Origin of the sequence: Acinetobacter sp. BIGb0102, from assembly GCF_003815055.1 — a bacterium.
GTDB classification, from domain to species: Bacteria; Pseudomonadota; Gammaproteobacteria; order Pseudomonadales; family Moraxellaceae; genus Acinetobacter; species Acinetobacter vivianii.
This window is the reverse complement of the sequence record NZ_RKQE01000010.1, coordinates 176,275-196,218: the sequence shown is the minus strand read 5'-3', so window position 1 is coordinate 196,218 and position 19,944 is coordinate 176,275. Positions and strand designations below refer to the sequence as shown.

The window sequence follows — 19,944 nt, the reverse complement described above, 5'->3', positions numbered from 1 at the left end:
TGCACCATGCTGATGTTTATTTAACGAACCAAACCTTGCGGCTGTAAAATAATCAGGCAGGCGCCACAAACAACAACGATCCCGCCCAGAATATCCCAGCGTGTCAACATGACCTGATCAACATAGCGTAACCACATCAAAGCCGTAAAAATATAAATTCCACCATAGGCCGCATAAATTCGACCAGAAGCGGCTGGATGTAAGGTGAGTAGCCAGACAAATACAGCCAAACTTAACGCTGTAGGAATCCATAACCAATGCGACTTTCCTTGATTCAAAATCAAATAAGGAAAATAACAACCTAAGATTTCAGCAATTGCTGTAACGAAAAATAACCCAAATACTTTAAGTACTTGGGTTATTGAGAAAGAAAGTTCAAACATTAAGCAGGTTCAGCACTCGGGTTAATATGATCTTCAAATACTTCCAGTTTTAAACCGACTTCTTTGCCATTTTCTGTTTTCACAGAAACCGCAACGTTACCACCATGCTCAGCAAGCTCACCGAATAGAATCATCTCAGCAAGTGGCTTTTTCAGATGTTCCTGAATCAGACGTTGCATTGGACGAGCACCCATCAGACGGTCATAACCATTGGTTGATAACCAGTCACGAGCACTTTGATCGACATCAAGCACCACTTGCTTCTCATCCAGTTGCGCTTGCAACTCGGTTAAGAATTTATCTACCACTGAATCAATAATCGTAGTTGGAAGTGCTTTAAATTGAATCACGCCATCTAAACGGTTACGGAATTCAGGTGAGAATGCACGTTTCATTGCATCCTGATTGTCTGAACTATGATCCTGTTCAGTAAAGCCAATGCTAGCACGGACAATACTTTCAGCACCAATGTTGGTGGTTAAAACAATAATCACATTTCTGAAATCAGATTTTCGACCATTATTATCAGTCAAGGCACCGTGATCCATGATTTGCAATAGCAAGTTAAATACATCTGGATGTGCTTTTTCAATCTCATCGAGCAACAGTACACAATGCGGATTTTTATGAATCGCATCAGTCAGTAAACCACCCTGATCATAGCCAACATAACCTGGAGGCGCACCGATCAAACGGGAAACCGCATGACGTTCCATATATTCCGACATATCGAAACGAACCAGCTCTACACCCAGCAATTTCGCCAGCTGTTTAGTAACCTCTGTTTTACCAACCCCTGTTGGGCCAGCAAATACAAAACTACCGACTGGTTTATCTGGTGCTTTTAAGCCTGCACGAGACAATTTGATCGCTGATGAAAGTGCCGTGATGGCTTCATCCTGTCCAAACACCACTCGCTTAAGATCACGTTCCAAATTCTCAAGTACAGACTTGTCATCTTTAGAAACCGTTTTTGGTGGAATACGGGCAATCTTAGAAACGATGTCCTCGATATTTTCAACAGAGATGGTGGTACCATCTACTTCCGCTTTCAGACGGCGTTGCGCACCTGCTTCGTCAATCACATCAATGGCTTTATCTGGTAAGAAACGATCATTGATAAATTTCGCAGACAGCTCAACAGCCGCAACTAAGGCTTTATCGTCGTATTCCACATGATGGAAATCTTCGAACTTGTTTTTCAAGCCACGTAAAATTTCAATCGTTTCATTGATACTCGGTTCATTCACGTCAATTTTCTGGAAACGACGAGACAAAGCATGATCTTTTTCAAATACCTGACGATATTCTTGGAAAGTGGTTGAGCCAATGCAACGTAAGCTACCATTTGCTAGCGCAGGCTTAATCAGATTCGATGCATCCATGGTGCTGCCCATGCTCGAACCAGCCCCAATAATCATATGAATTTCATCAATGAATAAAATCGCATTTGGATTCTTTTTCAAAGCATTCAACAATTGTTTTAAACGCTTTTCAAAGTCACCACGATATTTGGTACCTGCAACAAGCGCACCGATATCCAGACTATACACTTCCGCATTTGCCAATGGTTTTGGTGCTTTACCGTTGACGATTAACCAAGCCAAACCTTCAGCAATTGAGGTTTTACCGACGCCTGGATCACCCACTAAAAGCGGGTTGTTTTTACGACGACGACATAAAATTTGTGCCGCACGCTCAATCTCTTTTTCACGCCCAATTAAAGGATCTGTTTTACCCTTTTGTGCTTCAACATTTAAGTTAAGCGTATATTGCTCCAATGGACCTGCATTAGCAGAAGCCGCATTTTCACCTTCAATATCTTCAACTTCTTCTTCAACCTGAATCTCATCTTTACGTGTGCCATGAGATAAGTATTGAGTCAAAGTCAAACGATTAATTTGATGACGTTTAAGCAAATAAACTGCAAAAGAGTCCCGTTCCGAATACATTGCGACGAGAACATCGGCACCTTCAACTGTACGATCACCGCCGCTCGATTGAACATGGAAAATGGCACGTTGCAAAATTCGGTCAAAACTCTCTGTCGGATGAGGAGCCTGTTCACTGTTATCACCAAGTTTCGGGGTATGTTGCTCTACATATTCCTCTAATTCTTTACGCAAAGTAACGATATCAGCACCGCAGGCTTTTAACGCATTTACGGCTGAATCATTATCCAGCAAGGCAAGCAACAAATGTTCAACTGTCAGAAACTCATGTCTCTTTTGACGAGCCATGCTAACAGCCAAACGTAACGATACTTCTAATTGACGACTGAGCATGTAACCCCCTTATATCTTGGGCTCTATCAAAAAAAGAGAATCTTTTAATGAAAAAGCGAATTATTAACTTGATCCGCTGAGCTTCTGTAAACGTGATTGAATATACATCTACAAGTCTCTTTGCTTCATATTCTACTGTTAGCATTAGTTGACTATCTTGGTCAAGTTTCAAAACAAAGTATTGTTGTAAAAATTCAATTACAAAGTGGATAAAACCCACTTATTTGATTAAATATTCAGCAAATATGATAATTTACTTAATAAATATCAGAATAATGTAGTTAAAGTGAATTTTTCAAATGTTAATCAGGCCTCATAAAAATCAAGCCAATATGATTTAACAATTTAAGGATGAATACTAGATCTCAATATAATCATCAGGCGCTAAATTCCTGAGAAGCGTAAAGACTTCTCAAGAGTTTTGCTATGCGTTTTATAGAACGGGAATATAGTTTTAATGCTTTGACTTACAGCATATGAGCCATATATGGCACAAGGTCTTGCGCATGAGGAATTCTCATCTTAACGCCTGCACTCGCAACATATGAGCCATATCATGGCGCAAGGTCTTGCGCTCGGACAAAGCGTTGCTTTTAACGCCTTCACTCACAGCATATGAGCCATACCATGGCGCAAGGTCTTGCGCAGCTAAAAAGCGTTGCTTTTCTTAACGCCTGCACTCGCAACATAGTTGCTCGTCTTGCGCTCGGAACAAAGCTTCGCTTTGTTTTTATCCTCGCTCAGGTTCGATCTGACATAACAACGGATGACCTTGTGCACGGGCATAGTTATTCACTTGATTTGCTTTGGTTTCAGCAATATCACGTGGGTAAATACCCGCTGTTCCCTTACCTTCATAATGAACAGTCAGCATCACTTGACTGGCCTGATCAAAGTCCATCCCAAAATAACTTTGTAGAACTTCAATGACAAAATCCATTGGTGTGTAATCATCATTCATTAAAACCACCGCATATAATGGCGGACGCTTTAGTTCAGGTGGGGCTGTTTGTACAACCACTTCACCTTCATGATCTTCCTGCGAATCACTTAAACGTGGATTTAAGTGCCAATCGACATAACCTGATTGATGAAAAGAGTTTTTCACTTCACTTAAATTCATTTGACGCTTGTATCTTCGCATATCCAGTTCTTAATCTAAAAAATTATTGAGCATTCGCTTCGGCTTGAGGAATTTCTGACACAAAGGCAGAACTTACATCCACAGGCTTACCACGTTGCCAGCTAAAACGTTTAATGATCGGTGTACCTGATCCAGTTAAGCGCACTTCAATAAATTGCGGTGTAAAACCTTTTGGCATTGTCCAACGGCCAGTTAAACGCTCAAAATCTTCAAAGTTGAAGTTTTTATCTTCTAAAGGTACGACTAAAACTTCTGTGTCTTTAATCAGACGTAATTCGACTGAACCTGAAGCACGGCGTTTATTCGGGCTGACCTGAACAAGATCAATCTGATATTCATACGCATTTTCAGGTAATGACTTAATTGCCATATTTTGAATCGTTAAACTTACACCACCACGTTGTCTCAGGATTTCACGATAAATCGCGTTCATTCCTTCAAACTGAGCCTTATCTGCATTGGCCTGATTTACAGATTTAAATAAGTCATCTGCATTACCCACAGCCATATCACGCTCTTGCACAGCTGCATTTAAGTTTTTGCTCACAGCATCCAACGCAGTCTTCTGCTTCTGGACAACATCAACCAATTGTTCCGCATCAGCATCATAGCCAACAACGGTTAAACCCTGACGGTGTCCGACAGTATAACCAAGCATAAAACTGCTACCGATCAAAACGGTAGCACCAATAATTAAAGGTAAATTCGTTTTTAAAAACTTATTTTTCTCAACGGAACTGTCTGGTGAAGTAGTCGGTTCAACGTTTTCCATCATCATCTCTATCGTTATGATTTGCATCAAAGCACACATTAAAATCGAAATTTAAATGTGTGTGAAGTAAAAAAGCGTTTTTTATGGTAATAAACCAATGCCTTCTAAGCCAGCAGCCTCGTCAAAACCAAACATTAAGTTCATATTTTGAATGGCTTGACCTGCTGCACCTTTGACTAAATTATCCTGAGCCACCAAGATAATCAGCTTATTTGGTTGTGGGCGATAAAGTGCAATTCTGAGTTCATTCGCGCCACGAACGCTACGTGTTTCTGGTGAACTATTCGCAGGCATCACATCAACAAAGCGTTCATCTTTATAAAAATCTTCATAAAGTGCCTGTAAATCTGCTTGCTGACCCTGTTCTGTTAAATCAACATAAATCGTGCTCAACATGCCACGAATCATCGGAACCAGATGAGGTACAAAAATCAGTTGATCAAACTGACCTTTTTGACCTGAAATATTCTCAAGTGCTTCCACAATTTCTGGATGATGACGATGCCCAGCAACGCCATAGGCTTTGAAATTATCTGCATTCTCACTATAAATCATGCCAAGACTAGCTTTACGGCCAGCACCAGAGACACCAGATTTCGCATCAACAATAATGCCTTGCGTATTGACGAGCTGAGTATCCGATTTCAACAAAGGTGCCAAGCCCAATTGTACCGTTGTTGGATAACAGCCAGGATTACCAATGACTTGAGCCTGTTTGATCTTTTTACGATTTAATTCAGTTAAACCATAAACAGAATCTTTCAAAATCGTTGGACAGCTATGTTGCATGCCGTACCATTTTTCAAATTGCTCAAGATTTTGTAAACGGAAATCTGCCGCAAGATCAATCACTTTAGTACCCGCAGCGGTTAAAACTTCTGCATGCTGCATGGCAACACCATGTGGCGTCGCGAAAAACACCACATCACATTGTTTGAGTTGTTCTAAATCAAGGTCTGAAAACTCAAGTGTTGTGTGGCCACGTAAACTTGGGAACATATCAGCAACGCGCTTTCCTGCTTCTGTACGAGAAGTGAGAATACGAACTTGAACCTGTGAATGTCTAAGTAATAGACGTAATAGTTCAACCCCTGTGTATCCAGTTCCACCAACAATACCAACAGAAATCACGTGTGACACCTCTAGCTTTCATTTAGGCCTGTAGTATGGCAGTTTGCCCTCTTTTACACAATCTTCAAGTCTCTAACTTTTAAGAAAATAAATATCTGCTGGCTTGGAAATTTATGTTGTTATCTTCAGTCTATATTTTTATTGATCCAACAATTAAAGATAAATCAATTTGTTTTATCCGAAATGATTTCACCATTGGTCAAGAAACGCTATTGTTTCCGCTAGGGATTCGAATAGAATAAAAAAACATTGCGGTAATAATAAATTTCATGGATGCAAAATTTTGGAGAGCTGGAATGCCTTCTTTGAGACAAAAACAAAGATTAAATTACTATATTTGCGTAGGACTTGGTACCCTTCTATTAAGTTCAACATTAGTCGGTTGCGGAAGTGGTGAAAGCGAAGCATCAACCCCGACTGAAACCCCAACCACGCCAACACCTAGTCCAAGAACATTAAATGTTAAAGTGCCTGTTGAGCTGCGTAATATCAGCATTAAAGTTTATGACAATACAGACAACACTTTAATTTTAGAGCAGACAGCCAATACAACCACTAATCTTGCACTGACCTTGCCTCAAAGCGTTAAAAATCGTATTTATAGAGTGGAATTAACAACCCTGCCTAGTGCGCTTATTTATAATCCCTTGTCAGGTCAATACAATAATGTTTCAACTCAATTAAATACGCTGATTGAGATCAACCTCAATTCAACCAACCAGACTGTTTTTATTAATCCGAATTCGGAAGCTATTTATCAAAGAGCACTTATTCGCTCTGGGTATCTTCCAACTGATGCCAAAATTGATCCGACGGGAATTAGCAGTTTACATTTAAAACTGGCTTCAAATGATGTAAATACAGCCTTATTAAGTGCCTTTAATAGTATTGATCTACCTAATTTAAGCCCTGCCTATTCACTCAGCAGTTTTACAGCCCAAGATATCATCAATTTACCAGCGCTTTATACCACTGTCTTTTTTAGTTTTGGTTATATTCAGCAATGGGCCAACAGCTTTCCCACCGATTCTTTTACCGAGTTTACTAAAAATCTGGCAATTGATTTAAGAGATGGGCAACTTGATGGAAAAATACTACGGGGTGATAAGACAGCCTTAAAAACACTTGTTTCTAATGCACCAGAAAATATCGATCCAGCTCAAAATACACTGTTAAAAATAGCCGCAAACCAAAAAATGGTTCGGGATGATTATGGCACCTCTTTAAAAGAATCGACCTTACAACTGGCAAAGAACTACCAGCAGGATTCAATCAATCCATCAGGCTATAATTTATTAGAACAAAAAGTTTATAGCTTTGATCCTCAAATAGAATCTACTGATTCATTCCGTGTTTCAGGTGCAGGCGATTACCGTCGTGCGGTTGGCTTTGTAGATACAACTGCAACCTGCAATGGCTCTACTTATCCATGTAAGCAAGGATTAACGGGAATTAATCTGGTTAATGTAAACTTACCTTCTATTGAATATCTGATTGGTCATTATGAAGATGGCAATGGCTGTCAACTCAATATTCGGGCAAATGGTGTACTTGAACTGATTAAAGGCTCTCAAACGTATCGCTCAACACTTGATGCGGACAGTACCGACAACCTGTTACAGGTCAATAAAACAACTCACGAATATCTTTTAAATAGCAGTTCATCGCAACCCACCAACGCAACCTTCCAATATAATTTTATTCAGATTCAAATCAAAGCTAATCAGGTAGTCAGTGCAAGCGCTGGGCTTGACAATCGTAAAGCTCCAGATCAACTGCAAACGACACAATTACAATGTAGTTTTTAAAAACTTAAAACATAAATCAAGGCATTGAAATCTCGCTTTCAATGCCTTTTTTAAATAATATAAAGAAAATCAAAATATAATTTAAACACTTACCCCCACTCCCAAAAAAGTAAAGGTGGTTTCGTGTATTGATCAAACCGATTTATTCTTTATCATGCGCGATGCTTTAGGCATTAAATAAAATCGTTTTAAACACGACAGCAGTCTTTCGAGGCTGCTGTTATTTACATGAAATAGATAATTTTAAAATTCATTCATTTACTCCGATGCTATACTCAGAATAAATAATGTTATTTCAATTCATGAATGTCTCTAAAATATCAAATTCCGACCTTACTTGTTTATTCCCGAGTCGTTCTCGGCTTTCTTATCGTCGCAGTGACGTTATTCAAACCGGAATTTTATCCGATCTACACCGTCATTTTTCTCACAATGGGTCTGCTTAGCGATATCTTCGATGGCATGCTTGCCCGACATCTCGGGGTTTCAAATGAGCGCTTACGCCGACTTGATTCCAATGTTGATCAAATCTTTTTTATTTGTGCAATCGTTTCGATTTACCTACAACAGCCCGCATTTTTTCAACAGCATCTCTATCCCATCATTATTTTAGTTGCATCTGAAATTGCCATTTATGTGGTCAGTTTCATTAAATTTCGCAAAGAAGTTGCCACCCATAGTCTCGGTGCCAAAATCTGGACTTTATTTTTATTTGCACTGTTGGTGCAAGTAACTCTAACTGGACAATCCCACATTCTATTTCTAATTGTGTTCTGGCTAGGAATTCTGACCCGTGCGGAAATCATTGCCATCATCTTTGTGCTGAAACACTGGCAGAATGATGTTCCAAACCTTAAACAGGCTTGGCGTATCCGAAAAGGTTTAACTGTACAACATAACCGCTTTTTTAACGGTTAGTCCTTTTTATAGTACCAGCTCGGTAATTGAATTTGCTTCAGTTGCTGACGATGGATCAGATAGTTTTCATCATATTTAGCAACTTCATTCCAGAACGCCGCACTATGATCAAAATGTTTGGTATGTGCTAATTCATGCACGCATACAGCTCGGACATTGTGTTCAGGCATCAGCGCTAATGCAGCACTAAGCATAATGTCATGTTTGGAACTACAACTTCCCCAACGAGTTTTCGGATTTCGAATAGTACAAGCTTGATAAGCCAAGCCAATTTCCCGACTGACCTGATCCAAATAATCAGGTAAAAATTGCTTGGCATAGGCCATGACGGCTGCCTGTAACGCTTTTTCCGACGCCGTATCTCGTATAAAGATCGTCTGCTGTTCCCAATCAAACTTAAAAATATGTCGTTGTGATTGTCGAATAACCTGAAACGGTTGGGAATGAAAGAATAATGAAAGTTGCTCAGGCAAATCCACGTTCAAACTAAATTGTTTTTGTTGTCTACCCCAAGTTTCAACCAGCCATTGCTCAGAATGAGTTAAAAACTGCTGGATCTGTTTTTTACTACAAAATAGCGGAACCGTTAAACGAATACCTGTGGGCTCCACACGCAAGCGCAGATTTCTCGCCCTTGCATGTCGAACCATCTTAATTTCAGGTAATAACGTTTCTAATGAAACTGCCTGCATTATTGTGCAGTACGCTCTTCGATACCATTATTAGTTGCAACAATCGCAATGCTTGCTGCATTTAATGCAAAGATACCGTTGGTGACAACACCAGGAATGTCATTAATGGTTTTTTCCAGCTCAAGCGCATTGAGAATGTTTAAGTTAAATACATCCAGAATCACGTTACCATTATCCGTAACCACACCTTCGCGATAAACTGGATCACCACCTAAAGCGACGATTTTACGCGCAACAGCAGAACGTGCCATCGGAATCACTTCAACAGGAAGTGGAAAATCACGACCCAATTGGTCAACCCATTTTGAATCATCAACGATACATACAAATTTCTTTGCAATCGACGCAACGATTTTTTCACGCGTTAATGCAGCGCCGCCGCCTTTAATCATATGCATATGGCGGTCGATTTCGTCAGCACCGTCTACATAGGCATCTAGGCCACCTACCGAGTTCATATCCACAACTTCAATACCGAGCTTCTTCAAACGCTCAGCGGTTGCATTCGAACTAGCGACAGCTGCTTCTAATTGCAATTCAGGCAATAAATCAATTAAAAAATTAACGGTACTTCCTGTTCCTACGCCCAAAATGCCGCCTTTAGGCAAATGTTTCAAAGCTGCTTTTGCCGCAGCTTGTTTTTTTTCATCTTGGGTTGCATATAGACTCATGACTTCACTCAACTATTTTGACATTTGCTGCAAGAAAACAGCGCAAATGCACAGGGGTTTGCTACAATGATCGTCTATTTTAAACTGTTATAGGGAAGAAGAACATGCTGTCTCGTGTGGTACGACAAATTTTACAAGCAACGGTTTATGATGTTGCAATTGAAACACCGCTTGAAGCAGCTCCACGAATTAGTCAAAAAATTAATAATAACATTCGATTTAAGCGTGAAGATTTACAACCTGTGTTCTCTTTCAAGCTCCGCGGTGCTTATAACCGTATCAGCCAGCTTCCTAAAGACCAGCTTGATCGTGGTGTCATTTGTGCATCCGCAGGTAATCATGCGCAAGGCGTAGCATTGTCTGGAAAAAAATTAGGTATTCCTGCAATTATCGTTATGCCAAGCACGACACCTGATATTAAAGTTCAGGCTGTTAAACGCTTGGGCGGTCAAGTGGTGTTATACGGCGATAGCTTTGATGTTGCCAACAAATATGCAAAACAACGTGCGGAAGATGAAGGGCTGGTTTTCATTCCACCTTATGACGATGAGCTGGTGATTGCTGGTCAAGGCACAATTGCCAATGAATTACTGCGCCAATGGCGTGATGTTGAATATGTTTTCGTTGCTGTTGGTGGTGGCGGACTCATTGCGGGTGTTGCGGCCTATCTCGGTGAAGTGGCACCGCATGTCAAAGTCATTGGTGTTGAATACGAAGAATCAGCATGTTTAAAAGCTGCACTCGAATCAAATGAACGCGTGGTATTGCCGCATGTAGGTCTATTTGCTGACGGTACAGCGGTCGCTCAAATTGGTGAATTACCTTTTGATGTGATCCGTTTACGTAAATCGGATAATTCAGGCCCAATCGTTGAACCCGATATCGTAATGGTCGATACAGATGAAATCTGTGCTGCCATTAAAGATACCTATGATGAAAATCGCAGCATCGTCGAACCATCTGGTGCCATGGCCTTGGCTGGCATCAAGAAATATGTTGCAGAGCATCAATTGACTGATAAAAACATGGTCTCGATTGTTTGTGGCGCCAACATGAACTTTGACCGTTTACGTTATATTGCAGAACGTACCGAACTAGGTGAACGCCGTGAAGCAATTTATGCCGTGACGATTCCTGAGCAAAAAGGTGCATTCCTCAACTTCTGCCGAGCATTGCAAGGTCGTAACATTACCGAATTTAACTATCGCGCGAGCTCAAGCAATCTGGCTCAAGTCTTTGTCGGAATTAGCTTAAAAGGTGGTGAAGCTGAGCGTCATGAAATTCACAATATGCTGAAACAGCAATATGAGGTGGATGATTTATCTGATGATGAAGTGGCAAAACTGCATATTCGTTATCTGATTGGTGGACATGCCAATATTGAAAATGAGCGTTTATTCCGTGTTGAATTCCCAGAACGTCCAGGCGCGTTACTCACCTTCCTTGAGCGCTTGGGGCCAACCCATAACATTACCTTGTTCCATTACCGTAATCACGGTGCAGCGGAAGGTCGTGTATTGGTGGGTCTGGAAGCGACTGATGCTAAACAGAATCCAGATGGTCTGATTGAAACATTAGAGCAGATCACTTATCCATATGCTGAAATCAGCAACAATATTGGTTATAAGCGTTTCCTTAAATAAGCAGCTTAATGACTTAAAGCCGGCATGATGTCGGCTTTATTTTTATCAACATCTATTCAATCTTTGATAGACGACAACACAAAATCATTACAAACAGAAAATTATTCCATTTTAAAATGAGTAAAAAGATATTTTTATCATTTAGTTAAGGACAGTTATGGCACAGTTTGCAGTCATTGGTTTAGGTAGTTTTGGGGCAACTGTTGCATTAGAGCTGACCAAACTGAATCATGATGTCATCGGAATTGATACCATCAAGCGCAATGTAGAAAATCTAGCTGATCGTATTACGCATGCAGTGATTGCCGATGCAACAGATGAGCACGTTCTTGAAGAGCTGAACATCCAGAATTGTGATGCGGTTATTGTTGCGATTGGCGAAGATATTGAAGCCAGTATTCTCTGTGTGCTAAACCTAAAGAATTTAGGTGTTGAGAAGATTCTGGTGAAAGCCAAAACCAAAGCACATCACACCATCCTTTCTCATTTAAATGTCAGCAAGATTATCCATCCTGAAGAAGATATGGGTGTCCGTGTAGCGCAAGCACTGAACTACCCAATGGTGAGTCGTTATATGGCACTGGATGATGATCATTACATCGTCAAGGTTCCCGTTAATGAGAAACTGAACAATATCAATTTGTCAGGTATTTTAAAGCAAGAGCCAAATATTAAACTGTTATTGCTTAAACGTGATCAGCAGATTTTTTATGAAACCGATCCTAATTTTACCTTACAAACAGATGATGTACTGATTTTGGAAGGTTCGCTTAGCCATCTCAGAAAACTTTCAGGATGTTTCGCATAACATGGCATTAAAAATAAACTCCCAAAAGATTTTTAACCTAAGTCCTCCTTCTTTGCTGGCGATTGGTTTTTTAAGTTTTATTGTCATCGGGACATTATTACTGAAACTGCCGATTGCCAATAAAGGTAACGTGAGCTGGATGGATGCATTGTTCACTGCAACATCAGCCGTCACCATTACTGGCTTATCCGTGGTTAATCTAAATGAGTCATTCAATCATTTGGGGCAGTTTATTATCCTGTTATTGATTCAATCGGGTGGTTTGGGTTTTATGACCTTTGCCATATTGGCAGCCTTGAGTCTGGCACCTAAGTTGGGTCTTAAACAGCAAATGATGGCTCAGGATAGCCTTGGGCAAACCAGCCTATCCAAAGTCACCTTCGTCGCCAAAGGCGTTGTGCTCTATACCCTGTTCTTTGAACTGATCGGCGTTGTGATATTAACTGCCTCATTTGCCCCGATTTATGGCTTTGGCCGCGGGCTTTATTACGCCATCTTCTATAGCGTTTCTGCCTTTAATAATGCAGGCTTTTCCTTGTTCGACAATAGTCTGATCAATTTTCAGAGCCACTATCTGATCTGTCTAACCATTAGCCTGCTCTATACCTTGGGTGGAATTGGTTTTCTGGTGCTGATCGATGTCAAACAAAATAAGCGCTGGAGCAAACTGACGCCAAACAGCAAGCTCATCCTCAGTACCATTGCGATTTTGAATCTGGTCGCCTTTATCTTGATCTGGTTATTAGAGTCAAATAATCCACTGACGCTCGGTTCAATGAGTTTAGGTGAACAGGCCATGAATGCATGGTTTCAGGCCACGGTTCCTCGATCCTCTGGATTTAATACGATTGATACAGGTGCGATGGAACATAGTACAGCCTTACTCACCATGCTGTTAATGTTTATTGGCGGTGGCTCTCTCAGTACTGCGGGTGGCATTAAGGTCGGTACATTTGTGATCTTGTTGCTGTGTGTGATTTCTTTTTTACGGCGAAATGAAGAAATCCGTATTTTTAATCATTCAGTTTCAGCAGAAACAACCTATAAAGCCCTTGCCGTGACAGCGATTACAGGCATGTTAGTCTTTGTCGGTTGCTTTATTATTCTGCTGCTCGAACCCAAACTGGATGTGATGGACTTGATGTTTGAGGTGGTTTCTGCCGCCTGTACTGTCGGTTTATCGCGTGGCGCCACAAGCCAATTACATGACGGCAGTTTATTTGTCCTTAGCGTACTGATGTTTACAGGTCGACTCGGCCCTTTAACGCTTGCCTATTTAATTGCAACACCGAAAAAGAGCCGTTTAAAACACGCCAATGCCAACATTCAGATTGGATGAAAACTGGAAGGCTGCTCAATCACAATCACTTGTTGGCAGACTCCATCAGCTTGGCGTTGTTGTTCAAATACAGCTTTAGACATCACATCAAAATGATCACAGAAACTCACTTCCTGTTCATCAATTGAATAAAGCAAGGACTGGTTCCCCATTCCTTGCAAGGTGTCATAAAACACAATCACAAAATTGCCACTTTCAAAAGCGTGCTGAATCTCAGCATAGGTTAAAGCAGCTTCAACAGGAATCTGCAGACCTTCCGCTTCGCGATAACACTGCTTTTCATTGTCATCGATATTCGGATCAGGTGCTGTATAAAATGAAACGGTATAGCCTAATTTCTTCATGGCTACAGCCAGAGCAATCGTGAATGTGCCATCTTTACGATCATGGCGACACAACTGGATCAGATCAGCAATATCAATATGGGTTTGATATTGCTTTAAGATGAGCCACAGTGCGAACACCCCACAATTTGCATCTAACTGTAATAATGATTCTGGAATATTTAAACTCATTTAATACCAGTTCATCAATGATACGCCCAAGCCTGCGTAGGTCGCACGATGGTTGTAATCAATCAGGCTTTCACCATAACCATCAAACAGTTGCAAGTGTCCACGCAATTTACCCGTAATTGGGAATGCCCAGTCAAACTGAACCGCGCCGTGTGAACGATCCCCACCTTTCAAGGAATGACGTAGCATCAATGAAAAATCGTGATCACCTTTGCGGTAAAATGCGGTTAAATCACCGCGGCCTACATAATCTTTAATATCCGGGTTATTGTCATCTTTAGCATCTTCCTCAACGCGATACCACGGACGCAGCATCAAGGCGAAATTATCTTTCTCGAAGCCAAGATTAAAGATAACACGGTTCCAGCTTCTCGATAGCGGATCAGAACGACCATTTGATTGGTGGTTCAACGTCACACCAAGTAAGCGCGCATTCAGCCCCAAAACTTCATAATTGGTTCTAAACATTAAGCTCGCTTCAGGCTCGTAATTCGTTTCACGGAAAGGTCGAGACTCATCCGAGTTATAGACTTGCCAGCGTGAAGACTGGGTATAACCCAACCACAGGTCACCATTCTCGCCAAAAATATTTTCCCAAGCCTTGGTCTTAAATGAGATCTGGAACTTGGCTTCGCTCGAGGTCAGCTCTTGCTTGTCTTTAACCGTATTTTCAGGGTTCGGACTGCTCGGAAACTCATTCTTGTCACTTGTCCAGAACACAGGCAGCAAATAGACAGGTTGATAAGCGCGGATATTCCATGTACCTAACTTACTGTCTTCTGATAGCTCCCAACGGCGATCCAGTAAAGAAACATTTGGGTCAAACTTGGGCGCAGTACCAAGAATATGCAGATCACTTACCTTTTGAACCACTTTATCTTTCAAAGATTCTGGTTGAGCTTTTTCAGTACTGGCTACCACTGGTACGGCCGCTACGGCGACCACAGGTTCTGGCGTCTGCACTTGTGACTGAATTACAGCAGGTGCTTTAAAAATCGCATCATAACAAGCTAAACGCTCAGCATTTGAGGCTAAAGCCACACATGCATCCGCTGTAGCTGGACTGGCTGGTGCGGTCGCTTGCGCATGTGCCAACGACGTAGTTAAGCCAAGTATCGTCAAGACACTCAGCTCCAGATAACTACGTTCAAAAGATTTGAACGCCATAGAATTCTCCAATTTTTCTTTTAATTGACTTGCTTGATGCTAAATCCAAGTTTCTGCAATTCTTCGCGTTTCGCAAATGGCGCAACGACCGCTTTCACAGGTTTTTGAGCCAATAAATACTGCTTGGCAACGCGTTGTAAATCGTCCAGATTCACATTGAGCAAACGTTCACGCAGAATCTTACGGAATTTTGGTGTACGTACATGTAGCAATGCATAACATGCAGTAATCGCCTCACCCGCTGGAGAACCCGGTTTATCCATACTCGCGACCAAACCAAGAATAGCTTCTTCAAGTTGATGTGGCTGTTGCTCGGTATTCAATAACCATTGCACACTAGCTTCAAAATCATTGAATGTTTCTGCTAAACGTGGATCACGATAGCTATAGAAACGGAACGAACACGCATTACCATCATAGCTTGCACCACCGCCATACGCACCGCCTTTTTCACGAATGGCACTATGCAAGAAACCATTTCGTAAATAAGCCGCCAACACCATCAAAGGTGCTGCATCTGGATGTGCTACATCGACTGCTTGGTAAGCAGATGCACAGAATTGTACATTGGCTTGAATTAACCACGCTTCATCATCTGAAGTATTCACAGGTTCGACTTGCGTTAATTGAACAGGTGTTTCATCAACAGCCAGCTTATCCCAGACATTTTGAACTTCTTCAACTAAACGATCCGATTGATGTTCTTCACAAACCAATAAGAATTGTTTAGGCGCTTGTAGTAATTTACGATGAATCGACTGTAACTCGCCAATTAACGCTTGATAAGCTGCATCATCCTGATCAATTTTATTGACCAACTCGGTTAACCAGTTCAATGCGCCCAAGCCTGTGTTGTGATAATCACGGCGCGCCAAAGCACTCATTTGACGAGATGCAGCCTGCATCGCATAGCTATGACCAGAACCTGACAAACGTGACTGCCAACGCGTTTTACGTTGCTGTAACAGTTCAATAATGCGATCTTTCTCATCAAAGCGTAGTTGCTCAAACGCCAATTTCAATAATTGAATCGCATCCAGTTTTTGTGTCAACGATTTGGTGGTTAAAGTCAGCCATGCGCTGATACGGTCTTTATCATCTACCTTACTACGCAACGATGCCCCCATACCCAAACCACCACTGACGGCTGTCTGAATCTGCTGGAATTCAAGATAATCATATTCTCCAGCGCCGACTTCACCCATCAGAATCGAAAGTAAATTGAAGTAAGGTGATTGAACAATCTCGTCAGGAATCTGAATCAACACTTGTTGATAGTAAATACCATTGGTGCCTGCATGGTATAAATTTAACGGCGTATCTAAACGATTACAGATAATTTCGCGCAACTGACCTTGAACAATCTGCAACTCGGCAGGTACATCTTCTAAACCAACTTTTGGTAATAACTCAAGATTATCAGGCGTATCCTGACGCTGCTTTAAGGCTGCAGTTTTTTCTTCAATCTCGATTTTCTGCGCATCGGTTAAACTGGCCGTAATGTCAGCCAGACGCGCCTGTTCTGCTTGCTGCTCTTTCACCGATTTGGTTGCATCAGGGACCAAAGTCATTTGTACACGATGCGGATTATCTAACAAGTGAGTTTGAATCAGGTTTGACAACCACATCGGGTCTTTCAACTCTTCTTTCACTTGCTCAATCGCAGAGTCCACGTCCCAGACATGAATCGGATCACTATGATGAATGGCACTACCTAAACCATTTAAAATCAGGCTTAAACCATACGGTGTACCATCGCCATTAATTTCACGTTGATGTAATTCAATTTGATGAAGAATAGCATCAACAAAATCGGCATCTACTGGCTTAGAAGCCACATCTTTCAGAATATCCAGAATGCCATTTTTAAATGTTTCTGCATGTTCAGCATTTGAACCTTGAACACCACAATAGAAGGTCATTTCAAAGTTGCTGTCATCAACCCCCATGAGTGGGCCTGTTGACTGTGCATAACCACAGGTTTCCAAATAGTGACGTAAAGGTGAAGCCGAATTCTCTAATAGAATCCCCTCAACCAAACGCATACCTAGACGGAGTTTGGTATCGCTGGTTTGTGGCAATAACCATGACATTACATGATAAGTTTTATCTTTCAAATCTTCGCTATCAACCGCATAGCTTTCAGTCACTTCGACTGGTGCAGTTAAGCGTTTCTCAGGTTTTGAGTATAAAGTCGTACCTTGAGAGAACTTGTGTAGAGCTAGTTTCTCAAACTGTTCTTGCAAGTCATATGCACTTTGATTTCCAAAAGTCATAAATACCGCATTACTTGGGTGATAATGCGTTTTATAGAAATCAACCAGTTGCTCATAGCTTAAATCTGGAATGTCTTTTGGATCGCCACCAGAGTTGTAGTGATAAGTTGTTTCTGGGAACAAATGATGTGCAAGTTGATGATAAAGCTGATCCGTTGGAGAGCTCATCGCACCTTTCATTTCATTAAAGACAACGCCTTTATACACCGCCTGATCATTTTCAAGCTCAATACGGATCCCTTCCTGAGCAAAGTCTAAAGGATTCAGATTGGCAGCAAATGCAGCGTCCAAATAAACAGACAGTAAGTTTTGAAAATCTTTTTTGTTTTGTGTCGCAAATGGATAGGCTGTCCAGTCGGCGGCAGTAAAAGCATTCATAAACGTATTGAGGGAACGACGGATCATCAGGAAAAACGGATCACGTACAGGAAACTTCTCAGAACCACACAACGCGGTATGTTCTAAAATATGTGCAGCGCCTTTGGAATCCATAGGCTGAGTTCTAAAGGCAACCAGAAACACATTTTCATCATGACTGGTCGCCAAGTGATAGTGAACAGCACCAGTCACTTTATGCTTATATTCTGAAACTTGAATATCGAGTGCTTCTACATGGTGTTGACGTAATAGCTGAAACGCGGGATGAATAGTTTGAGTAATGCTTTCAGTAACATCTACAGTCATGTGATCTCCAATTTATCTCTATTAAATCATTACGATTGATTATAGAGAGTCTACCGAAGAATACGTATCGATATCCATGTAAATTACTCTATTTTTGTAGAAAAATGCAGCGGCTAATCAGAACACAGTTGATTAAAAAACTTTCCGGAAATTACTGTGCCCCCAATCTACACTTTCATATTCCATACGTTGGTAGAAATTCGCCGCATTTTTAGTATCGGTATATAAACACAACTGCTCAAAATAAGTTTGGGCATACTGCTCGATATACTTCAATAAATATGCACCCACTGTTTTTTGACGACAATCAGGATGAATATAAAAACGGCGTAGTCTGCCCATTTTTCCAGTTTGATCGAAAGGATCCTGACTAACGCCACCTACTGCAATCAGATTCTGATCTTTATATACTGCAAATAAGCCTTCTCCATATTGATCAAAACGCTTTTTGCCCGTTTCAAATTCGTGCTTAAGTCTTTTTAAAAACTGGAACCCTTCTCGTTCAGACAATTCAATCAGCATATTCAGATCAGTTGGTAGCGTTAAAACTCGTTCTATTCTTAATCTTTGTAAAAAATCCATGTCTTTGTCCTGAATTTCCCGCGTATAAACAGCTGAATTTTTTTCAACAAACTATTGTAATCCTGAGCATTGGTGTAAACTTTGCTTTTTGATTTTTACTGTGATGACAAACATGGCAACTGTTGATCTTTTTGCAATTGGTAATGCACTCATTGACCAGGAATTTAAAGTTTCCAATGAGTTTTTAGTAGAACAAGCTTTGCAAAAAGGTACTATGCAATTAGCAGATGGCGAAACACAGGCAGATTTATATCAAAAATTACAAACTACCCAAAGCTACAAAGGCCAAGCCAGTGGCGGTTCAGCAGCGAATACAAGCGTTGCTTTCAGTGCTCTAGGTGGTACTGCATTTTATGGTTGCCGTGTAGGTAACGATGAACTTGGCTCAATCTATTTAACCGGCTTAAACGAAGCCGGAATTAAAACAGCAACCCAATCAATCAGCGAAGGTGTGACAGGTACCTGCATGGTACTAATTAGTCCAGACTCTGAACGTACCATGCAAACCTATCTCGGTATTACCGCTGAATTGACAGCTGAACAAATTGACTTTGAACCATTAAAAACAGCGAAATGGTTATATATCGAAGGTTATTTATCTACAAGTGATACTGCACGCGTAGCGGTTAAACAGGCACGAGAACTAGCTAAAGCACACGGTGTTAAAATTGCCCTTTCTCTTTCTGACCCTGCAATGGTGCAATATGCTCGCTCAGGTTTAGAAGAACTGCTCGATGATGGCGTTGACTTGCTTTTCTGTAACGAACAGGAAGCACTCATGTTTACCAATACAGAAAATCTTGAAGCTGCAATTGAAACGCTGAAACTAAAAAACCAGCACATTGTGATCACACAAGGTGCTAAAGGTGCTGTCATCGTAAATGAAGCTCACCAGTTCCATGTGAATGGCCGCGTAGTTGAAGCTGTCGATACCAATGGTGCTGGCGATGCATTTGCTGGCGCATTCCTGTATGCAATTAATGCAGGTTTAAGCTTGGAAGCAGCCGCTCAACTTGCTATTTTAATCTCTAGCGAAGTTGTTGCACAATTCGGCCCACGTTTAAGTGTCGAAAACTACGCAGAACTCTTGGAAAAATTTAAAAAAGCTCAACAGGAATGTGCTTAA

General features: G+C 41.0%; 17 protein-coding genes. 6 read left to right on the top strand and 11 right to left on the bottom strand.

Translation table 11 applies throughout. From position 1 onward, the window contains the following. Positions 1-20 precede the first annotated feature (20 nt). The 5 genes from EC846_RS03760 to argC form a co-directional block, all read right to left on the bottom strand. Complete coding sequence (locus EC846_RS03760; protein WP_005257818.1) at positions 21-383, bottom strand: YnfA family protein; 363 nt, start codon at positions 381-383, stop codon at positions 21-23. Continuing rightward, positions 383-2,668, bottom strand: coding sequence for an ATP-dependent Clp protease ATP-binding subunit ClpA (gene clpA / locus EC846_RS03755; RefSeq protein WP_004772396.1), 2,286 nt, complete (start codon positions 2,666-2,668; stop codon positions 383-385). Before clpA ends, EC846_RS03760 begins: the two co-directional genes overlap by 1 nt. A 730-nt stretch (positions 2,669-3,398) precedes the next feature. Further along, entirely contained in the window at positions 3,399-3,812 is a 414-nt protein-coding gene (gene clpS, locus EC846_RS03745; RefSeq protein WP_171067701.1) for an ATP-dependent Clp protease adapter ClpS, read from the bottom strand. A 22-nt stretch (positions 3,813-3,834) separates the two neighbouring features. Continuing rightward, positions 3,835-4,584, bottom strand: a complete 750-nt coding sequence (locus EC846_RS03740; protein ID WP_004772399.1) for a DUF6776 family protein — start codon at positions 4,582-4,584, stop codon at positions 3,835-3,837. Positions 4,585-4,665: 81 nt separating this feature from the next. Continuing rightward, positions 4,666-5,715, bottom strand: a complete 1,050-nt coding sequence (argC, locus tag EC846_RS03735; RefSeq protein WP_123774558.1) for an N-acetyl-gamma-glutamyl-phosphate reductase — start codon at positions 5,713-5,715, stop codon at positions 4,666-4,668. A 296-nt stretch (positions 5,716-6,011) separates the two neighbouring features. Here argC and EC846_RS03730 point away from each other — a divergent pair, with 296 nt between their 5' ends. Together EC846_RS03730 and EC846_RS03725 are read left to right on the top strand one after the other, a co-directional pair. Beyond that, positions 6,012-7,523 carry a hypothetical protein gene (locus tag EC846_RS03730; RefSeq protein WP_123774238.1) on the top strand — a complete coding sequence of 504 codons (1,512 nt, stop codon included), beginning with the start codon at positions 6,012-6,014 and terminating at the stop codon, positions 7,521-7,523. Positions 7,524-7,829: 306 nt separating this feature from the next. Next, positions 7,830-8,441, top strand: coding sequence for a CDP-alcohol phosphatidyltransferase family protein (locus tag EC846_RS03725; RefSeq protein WP_123774237.1), 612 nt, complete (start codon positions 7,830-7,832; stop codon positions 8,439-8,441). On the opposite strand, the gene EC846_RS03720 is transcribed toward EC846_RS03725, so the two are convergent. Continuing rightward, positions 8,438-9,133: a M48 family metallopeptidase gene (locus EC846_RS03720; RefSeq protein ID WP_123774236.1), complete on the bottom strand. Its 696-nt coding sequence runs from the start codon at positions 9,131-9,133 to the stop codon at positions 8,438-8,440. The genes EC846_RS03725 and EC846_RS03720 overlap by 4 nt on opposite strands. Further along, a complete protein-coding gene (gene rpiA, locus EC846_RS03715) occupies positions 9,133-9,804 on the bottom strand; it encodes a ribose-5-phosphate isomerase RpiA (RefSeq protein ID WP_004772412.1) in 672 nt (223 codons plus the stop codon). Before rpiA ends, EC846_RS03720 begins: the two co-directional genes overlap by 1 nt. 104 nt (positions 9,805-9,908) lie before the next feature. Between rpiA and ilvA the strand changes: the two genes are divergently transcribed. The 3 genes from ilvA to EC846_RS03700 all read left to right on the top strand — a co-directional run bounded on the left by ilvA (position 9,909) and on the right by EC846_RS03700 (position 13,594). Then, on the top strand, positions 9,909-11,447 hold the full coding sequence (gene ilvA, locus EC846_RS03710) for a threonine ammonia-lyase, biosynthetic (protein ID WP_123774235.1): 1,539 nt from the start codon (positions 9,909-9,911) through the stop codon (positions 11,445-11,447). Positions 11,448-11,604: 157 nt separating this feature from the next. Next, on the top strand, positions 11,605-12,255 hold the full coding sequence (locus EC846_RS03705; protein WP_004772416.1) for a potassium channel family protein: 651 nt from the start codon (positions 11,605-11,607) through the stop codon (positions 12,253-12,255). Position 12,256: 1 nt separating this feature from the next. Continuing rightward, a complete protein-coding gene (locus tag EC846_RS03700) occupies positions 12,257-13,594 on the top strand; it encodes a TrkH family potassium uptake protein (RefSeq protein WP_123774234.1) in 1,338 nt (445 codons plus the stop codon). Here EC846_RS03700 and EC846_RS03695 read toward each other — a convergent pair. From EC846_RS03695 to EC846_RS03680, 4 genes are all read right to left on the bottom strand, one after another. Then, entirely contained in the window at positions 13,582-14,109 is a 528-nt protein-coding gene (locus EC846_RS03695) for a cysteine peptidase family C39 domain-containing protein (protein ID WP_123774233.1), read from the bottom strand. The genes EC846_RS03700 and EC846_RS03695 overlap by 13 nt on opposite strands. Further along, positions 14,110-15,276 carry a phospholipase A gene (locus EC846_RS03690; protein WP_123774232.1) on the bottom strand — a complete coding sequence of 389 codons (1,167 nt, stop codon included), beginning with the start codon at positions 15,274-15,276 and terminating at the stop codon, positions 14,110-14,112. It lies immediately after the preceding gene. A gap of 20 nt (positions 15,277-15,296) precedes the next feature. Beyond that, positions 15,297-18,236, bottom strand: coding sequence for an insulinase family protein (locus EC846_RS03685; protein WP_123774231.1), 2,940 nt, complete (start codon positions 18,234-18,236; stop codon positions 15,297-15,299). Between the two features lie 132 nt (positions 18,237-18,368). Next, entirely contained in the window at positions 18,369-18,818 is a 450-nt protein-coding gene (locus tag EC846_RS03680; protein WP_123774230.1) for a GNAT family N-acetyltransferase, read from the bottom strand. 112 nt (positions 18,819-18,930) lie between these two features. On the opposite strand from EC846_RS03680, the gene EC846_RS03675 reads away from it, so the two are divergent. Next, the gene (locus EC846_RS03675) at positions 18,931-19,944 is read left to right on the top strand and encodes an adenosine kinase (RefSeq protein WP_123774229.1); all 1,014 of its coding nucleotides are present in this window, start codon (positions 18,931-18,933) and stop codon (positions 19,942-19,944) included.

Coding starts and splice junctions, on each gene's coding strand:
- EC846_RS03760 (WP_005257818.1), bottom strand. CDS start 383: ATGTTTGAACTTTCTTTCTCAATAACCCAAGTACTTAAAGTATTTGGG.
- EC846_RS03705 (WP_004772416.1), top strand. CDS start 11,605: ATGGCACAGTTTGCAGTCATTGGTTTAGGTAGTTTTGGGGCAACTGTT.
- EC846_RS03740 (WP_004772399.1), bottom strand. CDS start 4,584: ATGGAAAACGTTGAACCGACTACTTCACCAGACAGTTCCGTTGAGAAA.
- EC846_RS03695 (WP_123774233.1), bottom strand. CDS start 14,109: ATGAGTTTAAATATTCCAGAATCATTATTACAGTTAGATGCAAATTGT.
- EC846_RS03680 (WP_123774230.1), bottom strand. CDS start 18,818: ATGGATTTTTTACAAAGATTAAGAATAGAACGAGTTTTAACGCTACCA.
- clpA (WP_004772396.1), bottom strand. CDS start 2,668: ATGCTCAGTCGTCAATTAGAAGTATCGTTACGTTTGGCTGTTAGCATG.
- EC846_RS03700 (WP_123774234.1), top strand. CDS start 12,257: ATGGCATTAAAAATAAACTCCCAAAAGATTTTTAACCTAAGTCCTCCT.
- EC846_RS03725 (WP_123774237.1), top strand. CDS start 7,830: ATGTCTCTAAAATATCAAATTCCGACCTTACTTGTTTATTCCCGAGTC.
- ilvA (WP_123774235.1), top strand. CDS start 9,909: ATGCTGTCTCGTGTGGTACGACAAATTTTACAAGCAACGGTTTATGAT.
- EC846_RS03675 (WP_123774229.1), top strand. CDS start 18,931: ATGGCAACTGTTGATCTTTTTGCAATTGGTAATGCACTCATTGACCAG.
- EC846_RS03685 (WP_123774231.1), bottom strand. CDS start 18,236: ATGACTGTAGATGTTACTGAAAGCATTACTCAAACTATTCATCCCGCG.
- EC846_RS03730 (WP_123774238.1), top strand. CDS start 6,012: ATGCCTTCTTTGAGACAAAAACAAAGATTAAATTACTATATTTGCGTA.
- EC846_RS03720 (WP_123774236.1), bottom strand. CDS start 9,133: ATGCAGGCAGTTTCATTAGAAACGTTATTACCTGAAATTAAGATGGTT.
- EC846_RS03690 (WP_123774232.1), bottom strand. CDS start 15,276: ATGGCGTTCAAATCTTTTGAACGTAGTTATCTGGAGCTGAGTGTCTTG.
- rpiA (WP_004772412.1), bottom strand. CDS start 9,804: ATGAGTCTATATGCAACCCAAGATGAAAAAAAACAAGCTGCGGCAAAA.
- clpS (WP_171067701.1), bottom strand. CDS start 3,812: ATGCGAAGATACAAGCGTCAAATGAATTTAAGTGAAGTGAAAAACTCT.